Raw genomic sequence first — 24,414 nt, forward strand, 5'->3', positions numbered from 1 at the left:
ATCGTTCTCCTAGTCCTGCATCTTGGTGGTGAGGCCGCCGTCGACGACGATGGACTGCCCGGTGAGATAGCGTGATTCGTCGCTGACGAGGAACCGGATGACGGTCGCGATCTCGGCGGCCGTCCCGACGCGTCCCCACGGAATCTTCGCCCCGGCCGCCACCAGACCGTCGGGGCCGAGTGAATTGACCGGATCGGACGACTGCGGAGTCTCGATCAGGCCCGGAACGATGGCGTTGGAGCGGATCCCGCGCGGCGCGAGTTCGACGGCGAGGGCGCGGCTGAGACCGAGCACGCCGGCCTTGGCGGCCGAGTAGTGCGCGTGCTCGCCCCACCCGTAGACGCCGCCCGCGATCGAGGAGATGGAGATCAGCGAGCCCGGCCCGTCGATGCGGGTGGCGGCGGCGCGCAGGGTCCGCATCACACCGGTGAGATCGACCTGCAGCATGTCGGACCAGGCGGCGTCGTCGAGTTCGGCGATCGCGTTCTTGCGTAGGACACCGGCGTTCGCGACGGCGAAGTCGAGCCGCCCCCATTCTGTCAGTGCCCGCTCGGTGAACGCCTCGACCTCGCTGGTGGACCGCACGTCGACGTCGTGGATCACGCCGTCGCCGCCGACGCTCTCGACGCGGCGCAGCGTCTCCTTCGGGTCGTGGGGGTCGCCGGGGAAGGTGCCGATGACCACCCGGACACCCACCTCGGCCAACGCGACCGCGGTCTCGCGGCCGATGCCGCTGGCCGCGCCGGTGACGACGGCGACCCGGTCCTTCAGATTGTCGAACGGATTGAGCATGAAAGTTCCTGTCGTAGTGCGGGATACACCGCTATCCGGCGGTGATCGCGACCTTCTTGGCGAACAGCATCACGAGGCCGGACGCGAAGGTGCCGAGAGCGCCGACCCAGAACGCCGCGGTACCGAACCCCACGTTGGCCGACACCATGGCGGTGAGGAGGAAGCCGCCGATGATCGCGCCCGGTTGGCTCATGGCGCCGATGAACGTGGCACCGGTGGCTCGGCAATCGGTGGTGTAACACTCGGCCATGAAGAAGTTCATCGCCGAGTACGGGCCGAGGAGGAAGAACAGGCCGAACATGTAGGTGGGCAGGACGAATGCCGCGGACGACGGCCCGAGCAGCATGAGCGCGAACAGGATTCCGCCGACTATCCAGCCGGCCACGATCGCGTTGCGGCGTCCGAATCGGTCTCCCGCCCAGCCGTGGAAGAGGTACCCGAAGATGCCGACGACGTTGGCGAACACGACGAGCAGCAGCGTGAAGTTACCCGAGAAGCCCTTGCCGTCCTCGAGGACCGTCGTGCCCAGCACGCTGAACGTCTGGATGCCGAACCAGTTGACCATCCACGCGAGCGACAGGACGATCGTGTTGCGGCGGTTGGCGCCGTGGAAGATCCGGGCGAGCGAGCTCGATTCGGAATGCTCGATGCCGTACTCCTCGGCCAGGACCCGGGCCTCGTCGGACTTTCCGGCCTTGCGCAGCCGGCGAATCCGATCCTGGAGATCGAACTGCGGCGACTCCTTCAGCCGTGCGCAGACGAACGCGATGACCAGGGCGGGGAGGGTGGCGACGAGAAAGACGATGCGCCAGTCGTCCGGTCCCACGATCGAACCCATCAAGGCGACGAATCCGGCGGCGAGGAGTGCGCCGAGGGGCCATCCGGTCTGGACGAACGAGTAGATGAATCCGCGGTGCTTGCGCACGGCGTCACTCTCGGAGACCGCGTAGATTTCGTTGAGATACGTGGCATTCACGGCCTGTTCGGACAGTCCCATGCCGCCGATGGACTTCGCGGCGACGAGGCTGAACGCACCGCCCGAGGCGGCTGTCGCGGCGGAGGACAGCGCCGTGCCGCCTACGGTGATCATCATGCCCTTGCGTCGTCCGAGCCGGTCGACGAGCGGGCCGACGCCGAGCACGACGATCGCCGTCCCGATGCTGACGAACGTGGAGATGAGCAGCGCGTGCGAGGAACTCCAGCCGAAGTCCTCCTTGACCCGGGGGAGCAGGGTGCCGAACAGGATGAAGTCGTAGACCGCGACCGTCCAGGCGAGGAACGCGATGATCGTGGACTTACGGGTTTCGCGGATGCTGAAGCGGGGGAGTTGCTTGGTGGGACCGCCGGTTTGCGATACTGGGATTCCCTCGGCTGTCTGGCTCATGGGTGTCCTTCCGGGACTGATGATGTCGGATGCTGGGGGCGGCGGTGGGAGTGCGGGCCTGCACCCCACCGCCCTTCAAATCAGCTCTGGCGCGGGAAGCGTTCCTTGAAGTCGTTCACCATGTGGTCGAACGTCACCCACTCGACGCCGTCGTGCTGGTTGATGTACTCGATGAGGCGTTCGAGCATCAGCAGCGACTGCGGCCGGCCCGACACGTCGGGGTGAATCGTGACGGGGAAGATCGCGTAGTCCATCTCGCGGTAGACCCAGTCGAACTGGTCCCGCCACATCTCCTCGAGGTGCCGCGGGCTGACGAAGCCGTGGCTGTTGGGGCTGGACTTGATGAACATCTGCGGCGGCAGATCGTCGAGCAGCCAGTTGGCCGGGATCTCCACCAGATCGGTCTCCTGGCCGCGCACGAGCGGCTTCATCCACGTCTCGGCCGGCTGGCTGTAGTCGATCTTCGACCAGGAATCGCCGACGCGCACGTAGTACGGCGTGAAGTCGTTGTGCATGAGGGAGTGGTCGTACTTGACGCCCCGCTCGATGAGCAGTTCGTTGGTGACCTTGGAGAATTCCCACCACGGCGCCGTGTATCCGGTGGGCTTGCTGCCGGTGAACGATTCGATCAGTTCGATGCTGCGATCGAGGATGTCGGTTTCCTGCTGGCGCGTCATCGCGATCGGGTTCTCGTGGCTGTATCCGTGGATGCCGATCTCGTGCCCGGCCGCGACGACCTGCTCGATTTCGCGGGGGAACGTTTCGATGGAGTGGCCGGGCACGAACCAGGAGGTGGTGATGTCGTACTTGTCGAACATCTTCACCAGGCGAGGCACGCCCACCTCACCGGCGAACATGCCGCGGGAGATGTCGCCGGGGGAGTCTTCTCCGCCGTACGAGCCGAGCCATCCTGCGACGGCGTCGACGTCGACTCCGAAGTTGACGTAGATCTTCTTGGACATGCGTACCTCTCCTACTGGTCGGTCTGGTTCGCCGTGGCGTGGGGCACCACGGTGGGGTGGGTATGGGTGCGGACGACGTCGGCGACGTCCGAGGGTGAGGACACGGCGACTGCCGCGGCGAGCAGGACCCGGGCCTGCGCCGGCCGCAGGAGACCGGCAGTGAGCGCGCCGACCTCGGCGAGGTCGGCGCCGCCACCGTTTCCGTAGCGGGGAACGATGTCTCCGTCGGCGACGCGCGTGGCGACGACCACCGGGATACCGGCCGCAATGCAGTCGCGGGCTCCGTCCACGAACGTCTTGTTCGCGTTGCCGATCCCCGTCGCCTCCAGCACGATTCCGCGGGAACCCGCGTCGACGGCGGCGTCGAGCAGGGCCCGGTCGGCGCCCGGATGCACGGCCACGATGTCGACCCGGGGGAGCGCGTCCGGTATCGGAAGAGGCTGGGGACGAACCGGTCTGGCGAAGAGCGTCAGGACTCCGTCGACGATCCGGCCGAGAGGTCCGGTCGCGCCGTTGTCGAACGCGTCCAGTGCGGTGGTGTGTCTCTTGCGCGTCCCGGCGGCCGTGAAGAGCCGGCCGTCGAACGCGATCGTCGTGCCGAGGTCGTGGGCGCGGTGGTCGGCGGCGACGGTGATCGCGTCCCGCACGTTGCGCGGCCCGTCGGAATCCGGCTCGCCCGCCGTAATCTGCGCACCGGTGAACACGACCGGACGCGGATCGGCGTGGTGGAGTTCGTGCAGGTACGCGGTCTCCTCCATCGTGTCCGTTCCGTGCGTGACCACCACGCCGGACACCGACGGGTCGCGGAGTGCGGCCACGATCTCGCGCACGATGACGAGTTGATCGGCCGGTGTCAGCAGGTAGCTACCCGTGGTGAGAATGTCGCGGCCCTCGATCTCGACGTCCGTCGGAGCGGACGTGCCCGCCGCGTCGAGTAACGCCGACACGTGATCGGAGGCCACGGCCTTTCCGGCCGGGTCGTTCCGGGACGCGATGGTCCCGCCCGTGCCCAGCACGACAACCTTGCTCATGACTTCCCTTCGGGTTGCGCAAACGTTTGGCTCAAACGTTTGGGTACATTAGATTCGTGACGGCGGCCACGTGTCAAGAGGGCCCGGGTTACGTTTCACAGCGTTTACACGGCGTGGAAGGATCGACATCGTGGGGAATCCGAAGAAGCCGCGCGCCACACTGCGCCTGATCGCCGACGAGCTGGGCGTCCATGTCTCGACGGTGTCGCGTGTGCTGAACGGAACCACCGAACCCGGAGTGCGCGCCGCGTCGGCCGCGACCACCGAACGCATCCGCGCACTGGCGGACAGTCTCGGCTACCGGCCGAACCCGCACGCCGCGAGTTTGCGCACCAACCGCAGCAACCTCATCGGCGTCCTCGTCCCCAGGCTGTCCGACTACGTGCTCGCCACCGTGTACGAGGGGATCGAGGAAGCGGCCGAGGAGGCCGGCCTGTCCACGTTCGTCACGAACTCCCTCGACGATCCGGACAATCAGTCCGCACGCACCGACATGCTCCTGGCGCGGCGAGTGGACGGACTCATCTTCGGCGATGCGCACATGGACCACCGCTTCCTCGACAGCGTCGCCGAACGGGGAACACCGTTCATGCTCGTCTCCCGGCGTTCGGGTGAGTACCCGTCGGTGACCTGCGACGATCGAACAGGGGGCACCCTCGCCGCCCGGCACCTCCTCGACCGCGGCCACGAACGGGTGGGCATCATCGCCGGTCTGCCGTTCGCCAGCACGACCGTCGACCGGTCCGGCGGTTTCGCCGAAAACTTCGCGGCGGCAGGATGTCCCGTGCCCGAAGAGAACATCGTCTACACGGGATTCGACGCGGCAGGCGGGCGCCTCGGCGCAGTGGAACTGCTCGCCCGCGAGCCCGCCCTGACGGCGATCTTCGCGACCAACGACTTCGCCGCGATCGGTGCGTACGGCGCCCTGCGCGACGCGGGACGCGAAGTGGGCCGGGACGTCGCGGTGATCGGCTACAACGACATTCCGCTGTCCGCCGAGATCACCGTCGCCCTGACGACGATCCGGTCACCGATGCACGCAATGGGCCGGCGCAGCGTCCAGAAACTCGTCGAACTGCTGGGCGGCGCCGAGGTGACGTCCGAGCGGCTGGCTCCGGAACTCGTCGAGCGGGCGTCGACGGACTTCCGCCTGTAAGCGGACGGAACCCGTCACGCCGGGAAGTGCTCCAGGGGACCGTGGCCGACGGTCGAACCCGTGGCGGTCCAGAGGCGGGTCGGGTCGTACCAATGGTCGCGGCCGATCAGGTCGAGGTGTCGGTCGGTGAGGCCGCGCCGGGCGCCGACGGTCGTCGCTTCGCCGAAGGTGAGACTCGTGGCCGGCAGCCGGAGACGACCCGCGTTCGCGAGTGCCTCCCCGAGTTCGCGGACGGTCACGGGGTCGGGGTGGCAGGCATGGAACACGTCGCCGGGGCGCGCTGAAGGCTGCGCGGCGAGGGCGGCGAGGAGCCGGGCGAGATCGTGCACTGCGATGATCGAGATCCGGGATCGTCCCTCGTCGATCCAGGCCCCCAATGCCTCGAGGATCCGGATGAGGCCGGGAACGAACCAACGGTCGCCGGGGCCGTGGACGAAGCCGGGCCGGACGACGCAGCCGCCGTGGGCGAGGACCCGGTGTTCGGCGGCGAGCCTGCTCGCGCTCAGCGCCGAGACGGGCACGGGCGCGGCCTCGTTCTCACCGATTCCGCTGTGCGGCCCGGACCCGTACACGCCGATGGTGCTGACGTAGATCACCCGGCCGACGCCGTTCCGGGCCGCGGCGGCCAGCAGATTTTCGGTGCCCTCGACGTTGACGGCGGCGCAGTGCGCCGGGTCGGTCCCGGTGTAGGAGGCGGCGTGGATCACCACATCGGCTCCGGCGAGCGCCGCCGTCAGACTTCCCGGGTCGGTCAGATCCGCACGCGCGAACACCACGCCCGGTATGTCCGGATGCTGCGGGCCGCGAGCGACCGCGATGCAGTGGATTCCGGCCGCTGCCAACGCCGTCGCGACGGTGGATCCGACGAAGCCCGTCGCTCCCACGACCGCGACACGCAACGGGGCCGACGGTGTTCGGCCATTCTCCGACACGGTCGACGCTGGTACCGTCTCTCCGGGCAACGGGCGAGTGTTCCGTCCTTGCATCGTCATCGTTCTTCTCTCGTGCGGCAGGGAAAGGTGTGAACGTGGTTCAGCAGGCGCGTGCTGCGGCGACTCGACAGCAGATCGTCCGCGGGGCGGCGGAGATGTTCGAGAAGTCGGGTTTCGAAGGAGCCAGACTCGGCAACATCGTCGAGAACGCCGGAATCACGAAGGGGGCCTTGTACTTCCATTTCCGTTCGAAAGAGGATCTGGCGCGTTTCATCATCGGTGAGCAACACCGGATCTCCATCGCGTCGGTCGAGGCGATCGGCCGCGAGCCGGTGTCGGCGATCGAGCAGATCGTGATGCTGTGTCACGAGATGGCCCGGCAGATCGTGAACGACCCGATCGTGCGGGCCGGTATCCGGATCACCCTCGAACTCAGCGCCGACGACCAGGGCCCCGCGGACCCCTATCTCGACTGGATCAACAGTTGCGAGATGCTCGCCACACGAGCCGTCGAGCAGGGGGACCTCCTCGCGGACATCGACCCGCCGAGGCTGGCACGGTTCGTCATCGGTGCGTTCACCGGTGTCCAGACCGTCTCCCAGGTGCTGACGCAGCGCACCGACCTCGAGCAGCGCGTCGACGACATGTGGGGGTTCCTGCTTCCGGGGATCATGCCCGCGACCCGGCACCTGGACATCGCCCGGGTCCGGCGGGCCCGCTGGATACCGGACGACGCCGACTAGCTGCCCGCACATGCGCTCACCGCGGTAGGTGCGAGCGCCGCGGTTCCGCGCACGACCGCCACGCCGCCCTGCCGTATCGACCCGGTGACGGACAACGCACCGTCGTCCACCGCGTCCAGCCGGATCGTGGTCCGTTCGTCGAGTTCGGCGAAACGGTGGAACGTGGCTCCCAGGGACGCGAGGTGCGCGTCCGGGAGCCCGAGCCGGGCACGGGCCGCCTGCCGGATCGCCTCGAACAGCAGCATCCCGGGAATGTGATCACACGGATGGTCGAACAGGACGGGGTGTGCGGTGTCGACCCGCAACTCCCACTCGTCCCGGGCGCGCTGCGGCCCGAGGACCACGTGCGCGTCGTCGAGATGACCGACCAGACCGGATCGGACGGGGTCCGGGCACCGGGGCGCCCCGACGGTCCGCGGCCCGCGATCACCCCACCGGGCGCGTGCGTACGCGGCCGGCGGGAAGATGGCCGCGTCGCCGGTAGCGGCGCCGACCTGCTGCCCGCCGCACCGGAACCGGAGGTCGACGCGGAACGCTGCGAGCGCGTCGCCCCGGTAGGCGTGCCGCGACACGGCGACCTCGACGATCACGTCGGCAGCCGCGACACCGACCTCGAGCGCGTCCGGCATCGCGGAAACCTGCAGGTGCTGCATGACGAACCGGTTCGGCAACGGGACCCGGTAGCGGGTGTGACCCAGGTAGATCGCGGTCTGCCGGAGCGTTTCCGCCAGCAGCATGGTGTCGTAGCGCCCGCCTCGGGCGCGGTAGAAGCCGTGCAGCCGGGGCCACTGCGCGGCGAGAACGAACCGATCCGGCTCCGGCAGCGGGACGCAGTCGGTGAGGAACACCTCGGACACGGATTGCCGGTGCACATACCTGCGCGGCACGGTCCGCTCGAACGACAGCGGGGGCAGATCGGGAACCGGCCGGGAAACTCGCGCCACAACCCCACTCCCCACAGAACCGGTCGGCCCGATGCCGCGGACCGCCGAACTATAGAACACAGACCGCGCGGTCTGTGATGTGGGGGAGTGCGTCGTTACCGGCCCTTCAAGCTTCCGATCCGAAGCGATCCCGCGCTGCTGTCCTCGTCGAGCCCCTCTTCGACCTCCCGGACGTACTCCTGCGGATCCTTGTCCGAGGTGTCCACATCCCTCGTGGAACGGTGAACGAGGAAGTACTCGGCGAAGCGTCGCCCGAGCGATTCGCGAAGTTCCGCTGGGGCGGTCCGGAAATCTGCCAGCCCCTCGCGTTCCTCCTCGGCCATGTGCTCATCGTTGGCCCGGCGCGTTCGGCCGACAGCCGCCCACCACTCCTCGGAGAGGATCGGATACCCCGCCGCCACACGGACGCCGTCGCGGATGTCGTTGTGGTCCCCGATCGCGTCGAGGGTTTCCTCCTCCGCGGCCTCCTCGCCGACGCGGAGAAGTTGGGGATAGAAGATTTCCTCTTCGGCCGCGGCATGCAGATCCAGGCGTTTCGCCAACGGGGTCCACACCGCCTCGACGGCAGTGATGTCCACCCGGCGGCGAGCCTTCAGTTCGTCCAGCGCGGCGAACTGTCGTCGGAACCACTCGTGGTCGTCGAAAATCAACTCGATGATGTCAGCCATGATCCGCCTCCGATCCAGCCACCGACAACAGGTACCAGCCATGGTAATTGGGAATCCGGCACCCTTTCTCGGTTCGCGCACGCGAAATTGCGCCCGAATTCGTGCGCGTGAGCCGAGAAGGAGTGCGTCTGCCGGATCACGCTCCGTCACGGAGCGGGCTGCTGCAGTCTCCGCAGCTGCTGCTCATGCTGTTCCGCGGCGATGGCGACGTCCGACGCCTGACCGGTGCAGGACGTCCGCGGTTCGCGCTAGTGGACCGCGGCGTGCGCGGCCGTAGGCGACCGGGCACCTCCCCGCTCCTCGTGTGCTTCGGCCCCTCACCCGGAGGGAGTAATCGCGATTCCGTACGGGGTAATTCCGGCAGGATTTGTAGCGTCGATCACATCGTGATGTTTACGGTCGCCATGACCAGATCTTGCGCCGCGAAAATTGAGGAGCCGTTGTGATCACCGCTGCTGATGTGGATTACCACCCGAGTGAGCCGTCGGCTCGTACCTGGGCCGAGACCATTGTCTTGGTCTTTTCTGTTCCGGAGGCCGGAATCCTCGGCAACGCTTATGTTTTGTCCCGGCCGAATGTCGGGGCGACCATCTCGTCGGTGGTCGTGCATTCCGGTATCTGCACCCAGCCCTACGCGATCGACTTCACGGACCCCCAAATGCATGTACCGGCCCCCGAGGTGTTCTCGAAGTTCACGCTCGAGAGCGGCTTGAGTCTCGAGGCGACGAACGCTCCCCGCGACTTCCGTGTGTCGTACGAAAACGCGCTCGGGGCCTGTCGTTTCGACCTCCAATTCCAAGGCCTGCACGAACCTTTCGATGTGCACGACGCCACGCAGAACCCGCTCGTGGCCGGCACGGACGGCCCCATCGACACCGGTCTGGGTGACGTGTGGGCCAACGGGCACTACGACATGATCGGGCACGTGACCGGCACCCTCGAACTGCGTGGGAAGGAGTACCAGGTCGATTGCTTCGACGGCATGGACCGGAGTTGGGGGCCGCGCGCGGAGCTCGGACACAGTGGCGCCGCCTGGATCCACGTGACGCTCGGTCCCGACTTCGGCCTGCACCTGGGGATGGCCCTGGGCATCCGGAACGGTGAGGTGTTCTACGACGGTCTGCGCTTCGGCTACGTCGTCGAGGACGGCGAAGTCTTCGGGATCACCCATGCGACCGTCGAGGCCTCCCGCGTCGACTTGATCGCTGTCGACAACCACATCACCGCGGTAGACGTCCGCGGCAAGAAACACGAATTCTTCGGTACCGCTGTCGGGGGCGCACCGTGGTACAGCTTCAGTCCCGCCTACGTCAGTTGCCAGAGTCTGTTCCGTTACGAGGTCGGCAACCGGGTCGGGTACGCCGAGGCGACGGACGTGCTGGGGCTCGAGTTCCTCGCGGAACGCATGTCGAGTTCTGGCCGGCTGCGCCCCGGTGCCGCATCCGACGCGAACGGAGCATGAAACATGGTGATGACAACGCCCACTTCCCGCGCGGCCGTGCGTGTGGAGCACACGATCGACGCCGTACTGCGTCGCAAGATGCAACGGCGGGGGACCATGGTCCACGAGCAGCCCGCGATCGACGCGGTGTCGGAACGTCTGCGGGAGTTCCTCTCCCAACGGATCGACGGCACATTCCTCATCGAGGGCATCGGCCGACTCGCGGGCGGTGCATCGAAGGAGCAGTTCGTCTTCGACCTGGACTGGGTGCGGAACGGGCAACGCAGGCAGGACCGCATGGTGTTGCGGATGGATCCGCCGGGATCGATGGTCGAGACTCCGCGGCTGCGTGAATTCGAGGTACTGAAGATGCTCGGCGGTGTAGTGCCCGTCCCGCGCGTGTTCTGGGCGACCGAGGACGCCGCCGAACTCGGTGCGCCGTCGATGATCTGCGGCTACGTTCCGGGATCGGCTAGCGCCAAGGCCGCCGTGAAGACGGCGTCGGGGCTCGGCACCGTGTATGGCGCGGCGTTGCGTCCGATCCTGGGACCCCAGTTCGTTCGTCACCTCGCGGAACTGCACCGGTTCGATTGGACTCCCCATGATCTCCCCTCGTTCGAGCGTCCGCGGGCCGGGACGACCGACGCGATCGACTGGCGACTTGCGGCCACCGACCGTGCCTGGCAGGAAGACTCGTTCGAGGCGCATCCGGTGATTGCCCTGACCCAGCAGTGGCTGTGGGAACGACGGCCGCCGGTCGATCACGTGTCGGTGATTCACGGCGACTACCGCAACGGCAACTTCCTGTTCGACGAGGACGACGGGACGATCACCGCCCTGCTGGACTGGGAACTGACGTATTTGGGCGACCGGCACCACGATCTCGCCTACGCAACGATGGAGGGATGGGGTGAGCACGACCCGGCGACAGGACAGTTCTACTGCTCGGCGTTGGTGCCCCGTGACGACATGATCGCGGAGTACGAGAAGTGTTCGGGTCTGTCGGTGGATTCGGAGCGACTCGAGTACTACACGGTCCTCAACATGTACTGGGCGGCGGTTGCTCTGGTCGGTACCGGGCCGCGAAACGCGGCCGAACGCCTCACCCACCTGGATTCGATGCAGACATTTCTCGGCGGGCTCGGCGCCTTCTACCTCGACCAGTTGCTCGCTATTGTCGGTAAGGACTAGGAGTTTCCATGATTCCCACTGTGGCACAGCAGATCAGCGCTGTTCGTAACACGATCGGGAAGTCGGTGTTGCCGGCGCTCGATCCGGGTGATTCCTTCGCGGCCGAGCAGGCCGGACTCGTACTCGCCTGCCTGGATTGGGTACTGGACGTGCAGGCGTTCGAGTACCCGTACGAGCTCGCCGAGCACACCGACACTCGTCGCACTCTCACGGCCCTCATGGAACTGGATTCCGAGTTCGCCGACGAGTGCCGCGCGCTGCTCGACGAAACGGATTCTCCCGCGACGGATTTGCTGGAACTACGACAACAGGTGCGTGATGTGAAAGAACTCGTTGCGCGCGGGTATCGGAATCTCGCCGCCGCCGATGGGCCCAACGCCGAGTCAGCTCATCGCATCGTGGCCGAGGCTGCCGCCCGGCAGTCCGAGCGGGAACTCGCCTGGTGCCGCATGACAGGTTTCCCCCAGGGCGACGTGCTCAACGTCGGTGAGGTACTGAGGGCCCAGCGGCGCGAATGACAGGTGCCGGGCCGCGACACTGGAGCGGTCTACGGCGTGTCCGTGCCGGCATCGAAGCGCGCGATGAGTTCGGTTCGATTGGCGACGCCGCACTTGCGGAGCACCCTTTTGACGTGGGACCGCACCGTTTCCACGGAGATGACCAGACCCGCGGCGATCGCGGCGTTCGAGGCACCGGTCAAGACGAGTGCGAGGACGTCGCGTTCCCGAGCGGTCAGCGGTTGGAGCACGATGGACGAGTTCGTGTCCGGGGTCGGGGAGGGGGCGGGAGCAACCAGCGTGTGGGCGGAGTCCTCGAGATTCCAGAGCGTGTGCAGAAGCTCCCGCTGACGGTGGTGCCGCCGGTCGAGGGCAGCGCATTCGAGAGCGGCGCCGACCAATCCCGCGAAGGTGAGCAGCGCGTCGACGACGACGTCGTCGGGTGTGGAGCCGACCTGGATCACGCCGGCCGGGAGGCCGCCGATGTCGACCCGGAACGCTGTATACCCATTGTGAGCGAAGACTTCGGGGATTCCGGTGCGCTCCGGACCGTCGAGTTCGGTGAAGACTACCTCGTCGCAGATGGCGATAGCGGCCGCGCCGGGGCACACCGCGCGGATGATGTCGTCGACTGTGTTGGCGCCCTGCAGGACGGATACTGCGGACTGCAGCAGGTGTGTTGCCGCTTGCAGTCGTTCGAGGTCTTCGGCTTGTGTGCGGTCCTGTCGTTCGATCAGCTCGACGAGCCGGATCGCCTCATCGTGCGGTTCGGCCGCGGATTCATCCGCGAGATCGGTGAGAATACGGTCGATCTCGTCGGTCAGCGCGTCATTGTCGGTCATGCGAACCTCGGCAGGTTTCTTGCCCGGGTCGGTGCAATGTCCTGTACAGGACTGCTGCTTCGGCGCGGGTGGCCACACCGAGTTTGCGGTAGATCCGCTGGACGTGGGACTTCACCGTGCCCTCGGAGACGAACAATGCTCCTGCGATGTCCGCGTTCGGTGTGCCGTGGGCGACGAACTCGAATACTTCGTGTTCTCGCACGGTGAGGGCAGCGCAGTGGGAAATTCCGACCGCGCCGCTCGCGCAGCCGGGACGGTCGGCTTCGGTGCCGAGCGCCTCGGTGAGACTGAGCTGTGACTGCTCGAGTTCCGCGAGAGCGGACAGGATCGCCGTCATCTGTTCTGTCACCCGGTGGCCGCGGGTCGTGATGGCAGACCGGAGGGTTTCCTGTTCCGCGGTCAGCGCGCACACCGCGGCCGCCGTCTGCAACGTGATCATGTCGGACTCGTCGACTTCGGCATCGTCATGGTCTGCATGAAGCAGTGCTGTCACTCGTCCGGCGGCAACCACCGGTACCGCGAGATATCCGCGTGGTCGCGACAATTCGACGAGCGGGCGATAGGTGTTGCGATAGATATCGATCGGATCCACGGCGATTCCGCGTCCGCTGCGGAACACCTCCTCCTCTCGCGGTGCGGCACCCGGGGGGAGTGACAGAGCGGCCACCGCACGGCGCAGAGGAGCGAACGAGTCTTCCAGTTCGGGATGAATCGCGATCGTGGTGGGAGACCAGCCGGAGGTCGTGGCCGGGGAGTACACCGACTTCCGGAAGCCCAGGTCACGGCACAACCGGTCGGTCACGACATACGGACGCTCGGCCCGCGACACCCCGCGTAGATTTGTGAGAAACGCGCGAAAGCCCGTGAGCTGAGATCGATGGTCCGCGATCCGCCGCGCCTGCCGCCGCCGCTGAATCACTTCGATCTCCTGGAGAAATTCTGCAGCATTGCGGATTTCGCCGGCATCTCGCAAGCCCGACCGCAGGTGCGAGAGAAGGGCCTGACGGGTCCATTCGAGAGTGAGGGAGTCCTCGCCGGATTGCGCTGCCAGTTCCGCCGCCGCTTGGGAGTCGCCTCTCCGGACGGCGAGGTCGAACAGCGGGGCGAGTCCGCCGTCAGCGGGTTGGTTCATCGCAATACCCATTTCCTGCGAACAGTGTCCAGCGACCTGCGGGGTCCTGCGACCTGAGGGCAGGAACTCCCGGGGCGCGTGGTCGTCCGATACGCCCTGCTCCTTCGAACTTTGGCCTGATCATAATGCCAAATGATGGGATGCGGCAAGGGCCACTCGTCCGACGCGGCGTCCGGGCCTCACGTCCTCACGGCGTGAGGCCCAGACCGCCCGCCTACAGGAATTCGTCGATACTCCGGAGTTTCTCCGGTGCGGCCTCGAACCCGAAGGGTGCGTACCAGGACCGCTCGAACGCGAGGAGGTCGCGTGACGCCGCGGAGACCCAGGTGCTCACCGCCAGTCGGACCTCGTCGGGAAGTGACTCGTCCTGCACGACGGTGCTGACGGCGGCGGCCAGGGTCGCGCCCAGCTCGATGAGCTCCGTCGTGCCGGTGGACGCGGACTCGCGAGCGCTCCGGCTTGCATCGATGTGTTTGGTGAGATCGACGATTGCCGGGATCGATCGGGTGGGGACCCGCGTCAGCACGCCCTCGGCCATCCGGAGATACTCGCCGAGTTCGAATCTCGACCGTTCGTGGATCCGGTAGATCCGCGTGCGCAGGAACTCCAGGTAGTCGGCAACGAGAGGCAGCTGCTCGGAGGCGAGCGGATCGGCCGGGTCCACGGCCGGCGCGACCGAGTCGAGTAGCGACTTGCGCAGGGCGCCGAGTGCGTTGCGCGAGTGATCCATCACAGCACCTCTTCCAAGAGAGTGTTCAGTTCGTCCGCTGCGACCGCAGACATGCCCTTGACGCGACACAGAACGACGTCTTGATGCGACTTGCCCAGCTTCGCAACCCGGTGTGCGGAGGCCATCGTGGAAACGACGATCTGGTACGCGTTGAGGATCTTGTAGAAGGTGAGTTTCTCGGAGTCCACCGGCAGACCGGTGGCGGCTTCGTAGCGTCGGTAGAAGTCGTCCTCCGGGATCAGCCCGCACACGAGGTACCGACCCTGCTCGTCGTAGTGGCCGAACGTGGATTGCGTGGTCCAGGCGAGGTCGCGGTGACGGTCACCGAGATGGCCGCGTTCCCAGTCGAGCCAGGCCGTGATCTCCAGGGCGTCCTCGTCGTACAGGAAGTTTCCGCTGCGGTAGTCGCCGTGAACGACACTCACGTGATCGAGGACGGGCAGGTGACCGAGCATCCAGTGCTCGGCCACGTCCATCAGCGGCACGTCGGCCGCACGGTCCTCCACCCAGGTCCGGCGGGCCTGATTGAGCAGCCACCGCGCCGCGTCGTCGGTTCCCACCCGGGGGCGGGCGAGGCTGGTGAACTCCGCCGAGGACAGATCGAACGTGTGGAGGGCGGCCAGGTAGGACACGAATTGATCGGCGAGACGCTCGCGAGTGCCGGCACCGAAATTCGTGCCCAGGCCGCTGATCCTGCCGGTGGTTGTCGCCGACGGCTTGGTGACTCCCGAGACGTAGGAGTAGATGAGCGCGGGCTCGGGAAAATACTCGCCGTCGACGTCGATGAAGCGTGGTTCCGGAACGGGAACGACGCCCCGTACCGCGCCGACGAGTTCGAACTCGCGCAGGCGACTGGTGGCGTTCGACCCTTCGGCCGGGTCCATGCGGACGACCAACCGCTCACTCGTCCATGATTCGGACTCCTTGCGGTGCAGTGTGAATCCCATCTGCACCTTGGACACACCGCCGGTGAACCATCGGGCATCGGAGACTCGGAAGGGGCCGTCGAGGCGAGCCGACAGAAACGTCTCGACACATCGGGTGAACTCGTCGAGGTCCATTCGCCGGTACGAACCGAGTGCGCGACGGTTCATCTTGCGGGTCAGTGTCCGGTCGACTTCGGGCTCGGTGGGGTACCGCGTACGGAGACGTTCGATCTGCGCATCGGTCGGGGCGTCGGCCCAGTCCCTGTCGGGCAGGGACACAGAAGTGCTGGTCATCTGAGTTCGCTCCTACTTCAGTCGGCCGTGACGGGACATCCGCTCGGCCAGGTAGTCCAATCCGAATATGTCTCCCATCTCGCCGTAGCCGACGGCGGAACCTCGCTCGTACCGGAACAACGACTGGTAGCAGACGTGGGACGGGTTGAACGTGTACCACGGGTGTCCCGCGATCGCGCTGCCGAAGAACTCGTGTTTCCTGCCGCGGACATCGGTGGCCGTGACGTGATTGCTGAACGCGAGCATGTCGACGCGCTCCGCCTCGATCGTTCCGTCGATCAGGCCGAAGACCTCACCGTTCTCGACGACGTAACCGAAGCGGATCTTGTCGTAGAACACCTGGCCGCGTTCGATCCGCATCGGCACAGCCATGTGCATCGCGAAGTCCTCGCCGAAGTTGATCGAGACCCAGGAGACCGACCGAGTGCCGACCTCGGGACGGGGTCCCCAGCTGTGGTCCATGCCCTCATTGGATTCGACCTGGTACGTCTTGCCCCGCAGTTCCAGTTCGCCGCGGATGCGGCCCTTGACTTCGAAGTGCCCGTTCTCCCACTCGTTGCCCTTGCGTGAGTCGTTCGCGGTTTCGCGGTCGAGTTCGAGGAGCGGATTCTGGTTGGGGTCGTGCGGGTCGAACGGCTCGTGCAAGCCCTCGAAGGTGAGGTCGAAACTTGCTGCCCCCAGGGCGTTCTTGTACTGCATGTGGTAGTTGCGGGGGCCGTCCGAGGACACGGTCAGGCCGTTCTGGAGGGAGTAGTTGCTGAACGAGTCGGGGCAGGGCAGGTGCATCTGGGGGTCGGTGAAGTCGACTTCGTACGGTTGGCGGCAGAATCCCTCGGCCAGGATGACCGAGGACAGGGTGACGCCGAGGTTCGGCCGGGCCAGCACGTAGGCGTTGCCGAAGATTCTCGCTTCGGGTACGGAGATGATCAGAACGGTGGTTTCGGTCCAGGTCTTGTCGGTGAGGTCTCGGGTATGGAATTCGGTATCGGCGTGCGTGATCACTGCATTGTCCAATCGTGTGTTCTGACGGTTCAGTCTGGTACTCAGTCGTGTTGCAGCTGTTTTGTTTTCGAGAGTGTTGGTGTGGTCGGTCGGAGGGTTTTCGAGACGGCGATCATGATGAGCCCGCCGATGCCGAGGATGATCGCGCCGACGAGAAACGACAGCCTGTTGCCGGCCTCGCCCGGGAAGGCGTCGCGGATGATGCCGAACATGTAGGGCGAGACGAACCCGCCGATGTTGCCGATGCTGCTGATCAACGCGATCCCGGACGCCGCGGCGGCGCCGGAGACGATCTTCGGTGCGGTGGTCCAGAAAGTCGGGATGGTGGCCATCGAGCCGATGGTGCCGACGCAGATCGCGATTGCTGCGATGTACGGACTGGAGGACACCGTTGCGGCCGCGATCACCCATGCGCAGGCGCCGGCCAAGGTCGGAACGACGAAGTGCCACATGCGTTCCTGGGTGCGGTCCGAACTCCGGGAGATCAGCACCATGGCGATTCCCGTGAACACGTACGGAACCGCGGCCAGGTATCCGATCCCGGTGGTGCCGACCGTGCCTCCGGTCATCTCCTTGATGATCGACGGGAGGAAGAATCCCATGAGATAGATGGGCACGACCATCGAAAAGTACACGGCAGCGAGCATGAGAACCCGGTAGTTCTTCAGTCCGGCCGTCCAGTGCGGATGGCCGGTGCCGCCCCCGGTGTCGGCAGGGTCCTCCTGATCGATCTTGGCGGTGAGCCACTGTGCCTCAGAGGCGTTGAGCCAACGCGCATCGCCGGGCTCGTTCGGGAGGAACTTGACGATGACGGCGGCGAGCAACAGGCATGGCAGGCCTTCGGCGATGAACATGAACTGCCATCCGGCCAGGCCCCACAGATTGACCGACATGAGAGTGCTGGTGAGGGGAGACCCGATTGCCGAGGCGACGGGAATGGCGAGGAAGAACAAGCCGAGGATTCGTCCCCGGTTCGCCGAGGGCACCCATCGGGTGAGGTAGTAGACCACTCCCGGTAGCAGGCCGGCTTCCGCGGCGCCGAGGAGGAAACGCATCCCGTAGAACATCCAGATGTTCTCGACCAGCGACATCAAGGCAGTCACGAGGCCCCACGTGATCATGATGCGGGCAATCCAGATCCGGGCCCCGATGCGATGGAGTGCGATGTTGCTGGGAACCTCGAAGAGGACGTAGGCGATGAAGAAGACTCCGGCACCGAGACCGAAGGCGGCTTCGGACAGGCCGAGATCGTTCTGCATCTGCAGTTTGGCCACGCCGATGTTGGTGCGGTCCACATAGCTGAGCAGCGCAGCGAGGAACAACATCGGAACGATCCGGAACGAGATCTTTCGCGAAATACTCGAACCGGGAGCGTAGTCGGTTGTGTGTTCGGCGGCGTTCGGCCGACGGTGGTTGTCCATGGTCATCTGAACCTTCTGAGGGTGGAAATCGCGGACTGGGTGCAGATCCCAGCGGAAGTGACGACGTCACCGCGAACCATAAGAACGGCGGGAATCGCAGGACAACGCTCTGCCCAGCCCCTATCGGTATCGCGGGTGAATCGCTGCTGTGGATGCCGACAGCACCGCCCCGCACGGATGCTTGCCAACCAGAGGCGAATGCAGTAATGGGGATTCCGGCCTTCCGATGCGTAGATTCGGACATTCGGTCTCGTGTCGCGAGGTAGGTGGGGCCGGCGGCGCGGTCGTGGACGCATCCGAGCTGTCGAGTGCTCGACATCACCTGTAATGGTGGGGTGTTCCGAAACTGTGGCCGATGTACTACAACGACAGATCGTGATGAATGAATCGGGTCAGGCGCACGACGCGGGAAGTCGCGACCGCGGACCGGCGCGTGCCCTCCCGCGGGGCTTCGCGGTCTTCTGCGCGCAGTTCGCCCCTCGATTCCCCCGTGTCGAGCCACGTCGACGGATGCCGGCCTACGTCTACGGACTCCTGGGTGGCGTCCGGCGCAAGAACGGGTGGACGCAAGCAGAGGCGGCGGGAGAGGCGCGCCCGGAGGGCATGCAGCGGTTGCTGAACGCGGCATCCTGGGACGAGGACGGCGTGCGCGACGACACGCGTGGGGTGGTGGTCCAGGCGGTCGGCGATGTCTGGCAGGGACGGTTGATCGTCGGTGACCTCTCATTCCGGAAGCGGGGCAGTCGGTCTGCCGGGGCGGCGCCTCAGGTGTCGGAGGAGACCGGAAGGTCCGAGAACGCCCAGACCGGAATATTCCTGGCGTACGCATCCGAGGCCGGTGTGGGCCTGATCGACCGCGAGCTGTACCTGCCGAAGGAATGGACAGACGACCGGGACCGCTGCCGAGCGGCGGGCATCGACGATTCGGTGAGATACGAGAGCCCGGCAGAATTGGCCCGGGCGATGATCGACCGGGCTCTCGACGCAGGGGTGCCGTTCGTCTGGGTCACGGCGGGCGTGACCTACGGCCGATCGGAGCATCTGCGGAGATCACTGGAGGAGCGGGGTGTTCCCCACATCATCGAGGTGCCGGGCGACTGCCGGGTGACCACGGCAAACCTCCAGGTCCGCACCGTCGACACCGTGATCGACGAACTGTCGGAGACGGTGTGGCACCGGCTCAGCCACGGCGACAGTGCCGGCGGGCATCGCGTTCGGGACTGGGCAGCCGTCGATCTGCACAGGTCCGGACAGCGTCACGGCAGCTGGTTGCTGGCCGGCCGATCGATCACCGATCCGTCCGACATCACCTATCACCTGTGTTTCGGGCCGGTCGGCAGCATCCTGTCCGAACTTGCCCGGGTAGCCGATGGGCATCGGGCAGCCGAGGGGTGCCTCCACGCGGCACGGACGGAGTCAGGTCTCGCGGACTATCAGGTCCGCGGGTACAGGGCGTGGTACCGGCACGTCACTCTGTCGATGGTGGCGGCCGCGTACCTGTCGGTCCTGGATGCAAGAACGACGGATGCGGGCGACTCCTCGCATGTGAGGACGGTTCGTTCCCGGCCGAACGCGGTGGCACCGTGGTGGTGAGACAGGGTTCGTCCGCCGCGTCGGCCGTGGTGGTCGTTTCGTCAGCGGTATCGAGCGCGGGGTGGCCCTGGAAGCGGAGAATCAGCAACGCCGTCTGGATGCTCAACTGATCCGCCGCGTCGCCGACCACGTCGAGGCCCGTCAAGGCGTGAACGCGCGAGAGGCGTAGCCGCACGGTGTTTTCGTGGACGCCGAGATGGCGCGCGGCACCACGCGGACTCCGGCCGGCGTCGAACCAGCACTGCACGGTACGCAGCAGACTGTCCGTGCCGGGCGCATCCCGGAGGAGGGGTCCGAGAAGGTCGTCGACGAACCGCCGCACGGCGTCGAGGTCACCGTTGGCCAGAAACACCCGGGCCGGCCCCAGATCGTCGACCGCGAGGATTCGGTGCGCCGCAGGTGGCGTGAAGCGGTCGGCGCACTGGACGACTTCGCGGGCCTCACGGTATGCGCGGGAGAGTCCGGCCGGTTCGCAGACCGCGGACACACCGGCGATCATTCCCGGGGATCGGCACACCGCCGCGGCCGCTCGAGTGAGCGCATCCTTGACCTGCGACACCGCAATCACGGACGCGACGTCACCTGCGGCCTCGACCAAGAGGATCACACCCTCCGACCCTCGGGTCGACAGCACCTCGACACCGAGGAAACGCTCGACGTGTTCGGTGACGGCTCGGTCGAATCCCTCGGGCTCCCCGTCCGTAGCCCGTACGAACACCAGCACGCGGTGTGCCTCGGTGTCGACGCCGAGGTACTCACCGCTCGCCGCGAGATCCTCGCGAGCGCCCGTACCGAGGATCATTTGTCGGGTCAACGTGGACTTCGCATTCCACGCGACGCGGGCGATACGTCGTTGGATCAGGAACTGGGCGCCGATACGACGTGCACATCGCGAGGCGGTGTACTCGTCCGTCGGGCGGAGCGGCGTGGGATGTTCGTCGATCACGAGCCAACCGAAATGCTCACCGCGCTCGGCAATCCGGGTGACGATCTTTCGGCGGATCAGCTCGGTCGTCGCTCCGGCGGCGAGAACGATGGGTTTCGATCCGGCAGCCGCATCCGACGGGTAGGACTGGAGAATCGTCGCGAGGGTGGGCATCGAGGCTCGTCCAGACGAGTGTGGACCGGCAGCGGCGATCATCCGCTCCCGCCTGTCGAACAGGACCACGGACTTCCCCGTCAACTCCGCGCAGACCTTCACGATCGCGGACATGGTGTCGGCGACGGCGACGGCATCGTCGAGCCGTTCCACCACCGCGGCACGCTCGTCGGCCAGCAGCCTGCCGTGCTCGAGGTCCCGCCTGCGACGGCGCTGCTCCTCTGCGTCGAGGACAGCGGCCGCTGCGGAATCGACAAGCGAGCGCATCGAGTCGAGCGCAGCAGAATGCAGGGTGGTGAACTCGGCATCGGGCCGCGGGTCGGTCAGGAGAAGGACCCGGACGGGATCCGATGATGGATCGGACAGCCGCAACACCACGATTCGCGCGGAATCGTGGAAGCAGGTGCCTGTCAGCGCACTGCCCGCGGCAAGGATCGGCTCGGTGGACGCCAACGCTCGACGAATGAGCGGATCACCCGGCGGCACTCGCAGTCCCGCGGCCGGGAGTCCGCTGTACGGAAGCGGAATGAACCTGCCACGGGCCCCGTCTTCCACCAGCACGCAGGCGGTCGCAAAATCAGCTTGCGCAGCGGTGCGACTGAGCAGTTCGTCGAGCAGACGCAGGTAAGGCGGAATCGACGGGCGATCAGTCATGGCTCCTCACTCGAGGCGGCGCACCAAGGCGGCAAGCCATCACCGTGTGATGAGTGCTCGTTCATGGCTCGATCGATTCCGGTGCGACAGTTCTTCCAGCATTTGGACTGACCATAAGTCCTGATCGTAGATACGGCAAGAGCGACTCAGCGAGTTCTACTCGGGTGACCGATACCGATTTCTGCGCGCCGCAACCGGGTGGCGTGTCGGTTCGGCCGCGGTCAATATTGCGGACCCGGAACTAGTTGTGTTCCAGTCGGGCGAGCACCTCGTTCGCAACGACGAGATCCTCGTCGACGGCGACCCACCGGACACGGACACCGCCGGAATCGGACTCGCAAGTCCCGCCGACGTGCACAACCGTTCCGTGGCCGAGTGCACGCATGGATTTCAGTACAACATCCGTGACGGCATTGTCGCCGGGTAGACAGTTGATGAGGATGTCGGCGTCACCGAGTGACGCTGCGAGTTCCGCGACCACTCGACCGGCGTCATCGTTCGACGACAGATTCCCGGCTCCAGACAGCGCCCAAATACCCGACGCCGATTCGAACAGCCCTCTCGCCGCAATTTCACCTTGCTTGACGTCGCAGCCGATCAGACCGATGCGCTGTGCACCGAGCTTGACGAGTCGATGCGCGATCAGCAAACCGAGTCCGTGATCACCACCCACGACGAAGATCGTGGAGTCATGCACGGGGTTCACGTCGTGGTCCGCACCGTCAGCGGAATCGAGACGTGGCTGTGGTCACCGGCGGTCCCGTCGCAACCGGCGCACTGGGGAACTATTCCCGCTGCCCGCGCGGCCAGTTGTTGCTTGGCAGCGCCGTCACGCGATTCGGTCGGGGCGACCGATCCTGCGTACTCGTCCCGTGCCAGAAGGCCGGCGCCGTAGGCCCCTGCGATCTGTGGCTGCTCGAGCAGTTCGAGAGGGTGACGCAAAGCCAATTCGAGGTAATGCCTGGCTGCCGCGTTCTGGGCGACACCGCCGGTCATCACGGTCGGCGTGGCCTTGCCGACCTGGGCGACCAAGCCGAGGGTTCTCGCGGCAACGGCTTTGTGGACCGAGGCGGCGATATCCGACTTGGCTTGCCCCTGAGCCAGGAGAGAGATCACTTCCGTCTCGGCGAAGGTCGCGCACATGCTGCTGACTTCCAGGCCGTCGGCACCCGCCAGCGCAAGACTGCCCACCTCCTCGACGTCGACTTCCAGTGCACGGGCGAGCACGTCGAAGAAACGACCGGTCCCGCTTGCACACCGATCGTTCATGGCGAAGCGATCCACCAAACCGTCGGAGTCGACTGCGATGACTTTGCTGTCCTGCCCGCCGATATCGATGACCAGACGGACCCCCGGGTACAGGGCTGCTGCTCCGCGGGCATGGCAGGTGATCTCGGTGAATGACCGGTCGGCGCCTGGAACGAGCTTGCGGCCGTAACCCGTGCTGACAGTCCGTCGGATGTCGTCCCGAGTGACGTCTGCTGCCGTCAGCGCCCGGTTCATCGCGCGTGTCACTGCATCTCTGCTGACCGCACCCATCTGTACGACGCTTGATCCGACCAACGCGCCGTCCTGGTCGACGATGGCAGCCTTCGCCGTCGTCGAGCCGAGATCAACCCCCATCACGTACCAGTTCATCAGGCCAGCGTCTTCATCCGCTGCACGTCGATGGCCTCCAACATCGCCTCGAGGCGGCTGTCGAACAGCTCATCGTTGTAGAACGACGCGTCCGCGACGTCGCCTTCGAAGACGAACGACTTGACCCCGCGTTCCCGTTCGGCTGCCTTGGCAAGCATCGACTGTGGATTCGTCATTGCTCGGCACGTGCGAGTCGAGTGGAACGCGATACCGTCGATGGAGTACTGGTCGAGGCGCTTGAGCAGCAATTCCTGAAGGTTCTTGAGCCCGTGGTTCAGTGGGCACAGCAGGTAATGCTGCCCCATCCCGCGCAGCGGAGTGTCGACATCGATGAGTTGCGGTTCCTGCCAGAAGGATTCGTGTGTGTAGCGACCGGCGACGACGGCGACGTCGTACTCGGCGAACTTGCGGGTGAGGAATCCGAGCTTGTTCCAGTTCATGATTCCGTCGAAGTACACACGGTACCGCTCATTTGCCACAGCGGAGACTCCGTCGACGATTCGCTGTTGGATCTCGGCCTTCACACCTGCGAAGTAGTCGACGAGTGCCTGATTGCCGGGGAGGAAATTGATGGGTGCGATGCTGGCAACCCAGTCCCAGTACGTCGCCGGAGTCGGTGCGAGCGTGCACAGTTCCATCGCTTCGAGACGTAGCTGAGATGCCTTCTTGATGTAGGACATGCTCTCGCTCAGCGCATCCCAGTCGAACGGGCGCCCGGTCTGATGCTCGAGGAAGCCGACCAATTCCCGTAGTTGGTCTTCTACGTAGGTGCTGACCTCGTTCCACTCCTCGCCCCGCATGTATCCGGCGTCGGGCTTGTTGCCCCACAGCATCGGAATCGACACGTTGAAGATGGGGAGCTTTCGGTCGAAGACGCGGTAGGTCATTGCGTCCCATTGCTGACCGGTGCTGCAGCCTGCGTACCCGTTGACGAAGAAGTCCGGTGCGGGAAGTTTGGCTGCCAGTTCCTGCTGATCGAGCATGCCGACGACGCCGCTCTCGCGTTCGTTGACGTTCTTCTGCGTCAAGACAGCGCACCCGAGATGAGTGCGAGCGTACGAGCAGAGCTCACCGATATAGCCGTACTCGGAACCAGCGGCCTGGGCCGGCTCTTCGAGGTGCTGCGCTGCGAGGCGGGCAGCGAAGGCCTCACCGTGGCACCACTCGAGGCCTGCGGCCTGGAAGATGGGGTTGAGGGCGGAACCGTTGTACCAGACGACGTGCTTGCCGCGCTCCTTGGCGGTGAAGATGTTCTCCCAGTAATCGGCGGTCATCTTTCCGCCGACTCGGGTGCTCGTCAATCGGTTGGTCTTGTCCTTCTGGGGTGTTGCGATCGACACTA

Annotated in this window: 22 protein-coding genes and 1 pseudogene; 6 read left to right on the forward strand and 17 right to left on the reverse strand. The window is 65.8% G+C overall.

Features of this window, described 5'->3' with window-relative positions; genetic code table 11:
• Window positions 1–9: 9 nt before the first annotated feature.
• From FND50_RS05210 to FND50_RS05225, 4 genes are all read right to left on the reverse strand, one after another.
• Window positions 10–792 carry an SDR family NAD(P)-dependent oxidoreductase gene (locus tag FND50_RS05210; protein WP_144284982.1) on the reverse strand — a complete coding sequence of 261 codons (783 nt, stop codon included), beginning with the start codon at window positions 790–792 and terminating at the stop codon, window positions 10–12.
• Window positions 793–823: 31 nt separating this feature from the next.
• A complete protein-coding gene (locus tag FND50_RS05215) occupies window positions 824–2,176 on the reverse strand; it encodes an MFS transporter (protein ID WP_144284983.1) in 1,353 nt (450 codons plus the stop codon).
• An 80-nt stretch (window positions 2,177–2,256) separates the two neighbouring features.
• A complete protein-coding gene (locus FND50_RS05220) occupies window positions 2,257–3,138 on the reverse strand; it encodes a polysaccharide deacetylase (protein WP_005244664.1) in 882 nt (293 codons plus the stop codon).
• An 11-nt stretch (window positions 3,139–3,149) separates the two neighbouring features.
• A complete protein-coding gene (locus FND50_RS05225; protein WP_144284984.1) occupies window positions 3,150–4,169 on the reverse strand; it encodes an asparaginase in 1,020 nt (339 codons plus the stop codon).
• A 130-nt stretch (window positions 4,170–4,299) separates the two neighbouring features.
• Here FND50_RS05225 and FND50_RS05230 point away from each other — a divergent pair, with 130 nt between their 5' ends.
• A complete protein-coding gene (locus tag FND50_RS05230; RefSeq protein ID WP_144284985.1) occupies window positions 4,300–5,325 on the forward strand; it encodes a LacI family DNA-binding transcriptional regulator in 1,026 nt (341 codons plus the stop codon).
• A gap of 14 nt (window positions 5,326–5,339) precedes the next feature.
• On the opposite strand, the gene FND50_RS05235 is transcribed toward FND50_RS05230, so the two are convergent.
• Complete coding sequence (locus FND50_RS05235) at window positions 5,340–6,317, reverse strand: NAD(P)-dependent oxidoreductase (protein ID WP_144284986.1); 978 nt, start codon at window positions 6,315–6,317, stop codon at window positions 5,340–5,342.
• Between the two features lie 35 nt (window positions 6,318–6,352).
• Here FND50_RS05235 and FND50_RS05240 point away from each other — a divergent pair, with 35 nt between their 5' ends.
• Complete coding sequence (locus FND50_RS05240) at window positions 6,353–7,000, forward strand: ScbR family autoregulator-binding transcription factor (RefSeq protein WP_144284987.1); 648 nt, start codon at window positions 6,353–6,355, stop codon at window positions 6,998–7,000.
• Here FND50_RS05240 and FND50_RS05245 read toward each other — a convergent pair.
• Complete coding sequence (locus FND50_RS05245) at window positions 6,997–7,944, reverse strand: ScbA/BarX family gamma-butyrolactone biosynthesis protein (RefSeq protein WP_144284988.1); 948 nt, start codon at window positions 7,942–7,944, stop codon at window positions 6,997–6,999. The two genes, FND50_RS05240 and FND50_RS05245, sit on opposite strands and share 4 nt — an antisense overlap.
• Before the next feature lie 95 nt (window positions 7,945–8,039).
• Entirely contained in the window at window positions 8,040–8,612 is a 573-nt protein-coding gene (locus tag FND50_RS05250; protein WP_144284989.1) for a hemerythrin domain-containing protein, read from the reverse strand.
• A 442-nt stretch (window positions 8,613–9,054) separates the two neighbouring features.
• On the opposite strand from FND50_RS05250, the gene FND50_RS05260 reads away from it, so the two are divergent.
• Genes FND50_RS05260 through FND50_RS05270 form a run of 3 tightly spaced genes read left to right on the forward strand, consistent with a single transcriptional unit; the run spans window position 9,055 to window position 11,762 of the window.
• The gene (locus tag FND50_RS05260) at window positions 9,055–10,074 is read left to right on the forward strand and encodes a hypothetical protein (RefSeq protein WP_144284990.1); all 1,020 of its coding nucleotides are present in this window, start codon (window positions 9,055–9,057) and stop codon (window positions 10,072–10,074) included.
• A 9-nt stretch (window positions 10,075–10,083) separates the two neighbouring features.
• Window positions 10,084–11,244 carry a phosphotransferase family protein gene (locus tag FND50_RS05265; protein ID WP_186301241.1) on the forward strand — a complete coding sequence of 387 codons (1,161 nt, stop codon included), beginning with the start codon at window positions 10,084–10,086 and terminating at the stop codon, window positions 11,242–11,244.
• 8 nt (window positions 11,245–11,252) lie between these two features.
• Window positions 11,253–11,762 carry a hypothetical protein gene (locus FND50_RS05270; protein WP_144284992.1) on the forward strand — a complete coding sequence of 170 codons (510 nt, stop codon included), beginning with the start codon at window positions 11,253–11,255 and terminating at the stop codon, window positions 11,760–11,762.
• Window positions 11,763–11,791: 29 nt separating this feature from the next.
• On the opposite strand, the gene FND50_RS05275 is transcribed toward FND50_RS05270, so the two are convergent.
• The 6 genes from FND50_RS05275 to FND50_RS05300 all read right to left on the reverse strand — a co-directional run bounded on the left by FND50_RS05275 (window position 11,792) and on the right by FND50_RS05300 (window position 18,094).
• Window positions 11,792–12,583, reverse strand: coding sequence for a helix-turn-helix transcriptional regulator (locus FND50_RS05275; protein WP_144284993.1), 792 nt, complete (start codon window positions 12,581–12,583; stop codon window positions 11,792–11,794).
• Window positions 12,570–13,715, reverse strand: a complete 1,146-nt coding sequence (locus FND50_RS37545) for a helix-turn-helix transcriptional regulator (protein ID WP_313905304.1) — start codon at window positions 13,713–13,715, stop codon at window positions 12,570–12,572. The genes FND50_RS05275 and FND50_RS37545 overlap by 14 nt, the downstream gene beginning before the upstream one ends.
• 214 nt (window positions 13,716–13,929) lie before the next feature.
• Window positions 13,930–14,445, reverse strand: coding sequence for a hypothetical protein (locus tag FND50_RS05285; RefSeq protein ID WP_144284995.1), 516 nt, complete (start codon window positions 14,443–14,445; stop codon window positions 13,930–13,932).
• Window positions 14,445–15,665: a phosphotransferase family protein gene (locus FND50_RS05290; RefSeq protein WP_144284996.1), complete on the reverse strand. Its 1,221-nt coding sequence runs from the start codon at window positions 15,663–15,665 to the stop codon at window positions 14,445–14,447. The genes FND50_RS05285 and FND50_RS05290 overlap by 1 nt, the downstream gene beginning before the upstream one ends.
• Window positions 15,666–15,677: 12 nt before the next feature.
• Window positions 15,678–16,679, reverse strand: a complete 1,002-nt coding sequence (locus FND50_RS05295) for a hypothetical protein (protein ID WP_260850911.1) — start codon at window positions 16,677–16,679, stop codon at window positions 15,678–15,680.
• A 29-nt stretch (window positions 16,680–16,708) separates the two neighbouring features.
• Window positions 16,709–18,094 (reverse strand): MFS transporter, encoded by a 1,386-nt coding sequence (locus FND50_RS05300; RefSeq protein ID WP_144284997.1) that lies wholly within the window; start codon window positions 18,092–18,094, stop codon window positions 16,709–16,711.
• Between the two features lie 369 nt (window positions 18,095–18,463).
• Here FND50_RS05300 and FND50_RS05305 point away from each other — a divergent pair, with 369 nt between their 5' ends.
• A complete protein-coding gene (locus FND50_RS05305; RefSeq protein WP_260850912.1) occupies window positions 18,464–19,681 on the forward strand; it encodes an IS701 family transposase in 1,218 nt (405 codons plus the stop codon).
• Between the two features lie 139 nt (window positions 19,682–19,820).
• Here FND50_RS05305 and FND50_RS37550 read toward each other — a convergent pair.
• The 4 genes and pseudogenes from FND50_RS37550 to FND50_RS05325 all read right to left on the reverse strand — a co-directional run.
• A pseudogene (locus tag FND50_RS37550) lies at window positions 19,821–21,434 on the reverse strand (PucR family transcriptional regulator); the annotation flags it as partial.
• Between the two features lie 241 nt (window positions 21,435–21,675).
• Window positions 21,676–22,140, reverse strand: coding sequence for an SDR family NAD(P)-dependent oxidoreductase (locus tag FND50_RS05315; protein ID WP_144284999.1), 465 nt, complete (start codon window positions 22,138–22,140; stop codon window positions 21,676–21,678).
• The gene (locus FND50_RS05320) at window positions 22,137–23,072 is read right to left on the reverse strand and encodes an acyl-CoA dehydratase activase (protein WP_144285000.1); all 936 of its coding nucleotides are present in this window, start codon (window positions 23,070–23,072) and stop codon (window positions 22,137–22,139) included. The genes FND50_RS05315 and FND50_RS05320 overlap by 4 nt, the downstream gene beginning before the upstream one ends.
• Complete coding sequence (locus FND50_RS05325) at window positions 23,072–24,346, reverse strand: 2-hydroxyacyl-CoA dehydratase subunit D (RefSeq protein WP_397494134.1); 1,275 nt, start codon at window positions 24,344–24,346, stop codon at window positions 23,072–23,074. The genes FND50_RS05320 and FND50_RS05325 overlap by 1 nt, the downstream gene beginning before the upstream one ends.
• Window positions 24,347–24,414 lie beyond the last annotated feature (68 nt).

The organism is Rhodococcus sp. WB9 (assembly GCF_007558985.1).
Lineage (GTDB): Bacteria > Actinomycetota > Actinomycetes > Mycobacteriales > Mycobacteriaceae > Rhodococcus_F > Rhodococcus_F opacus.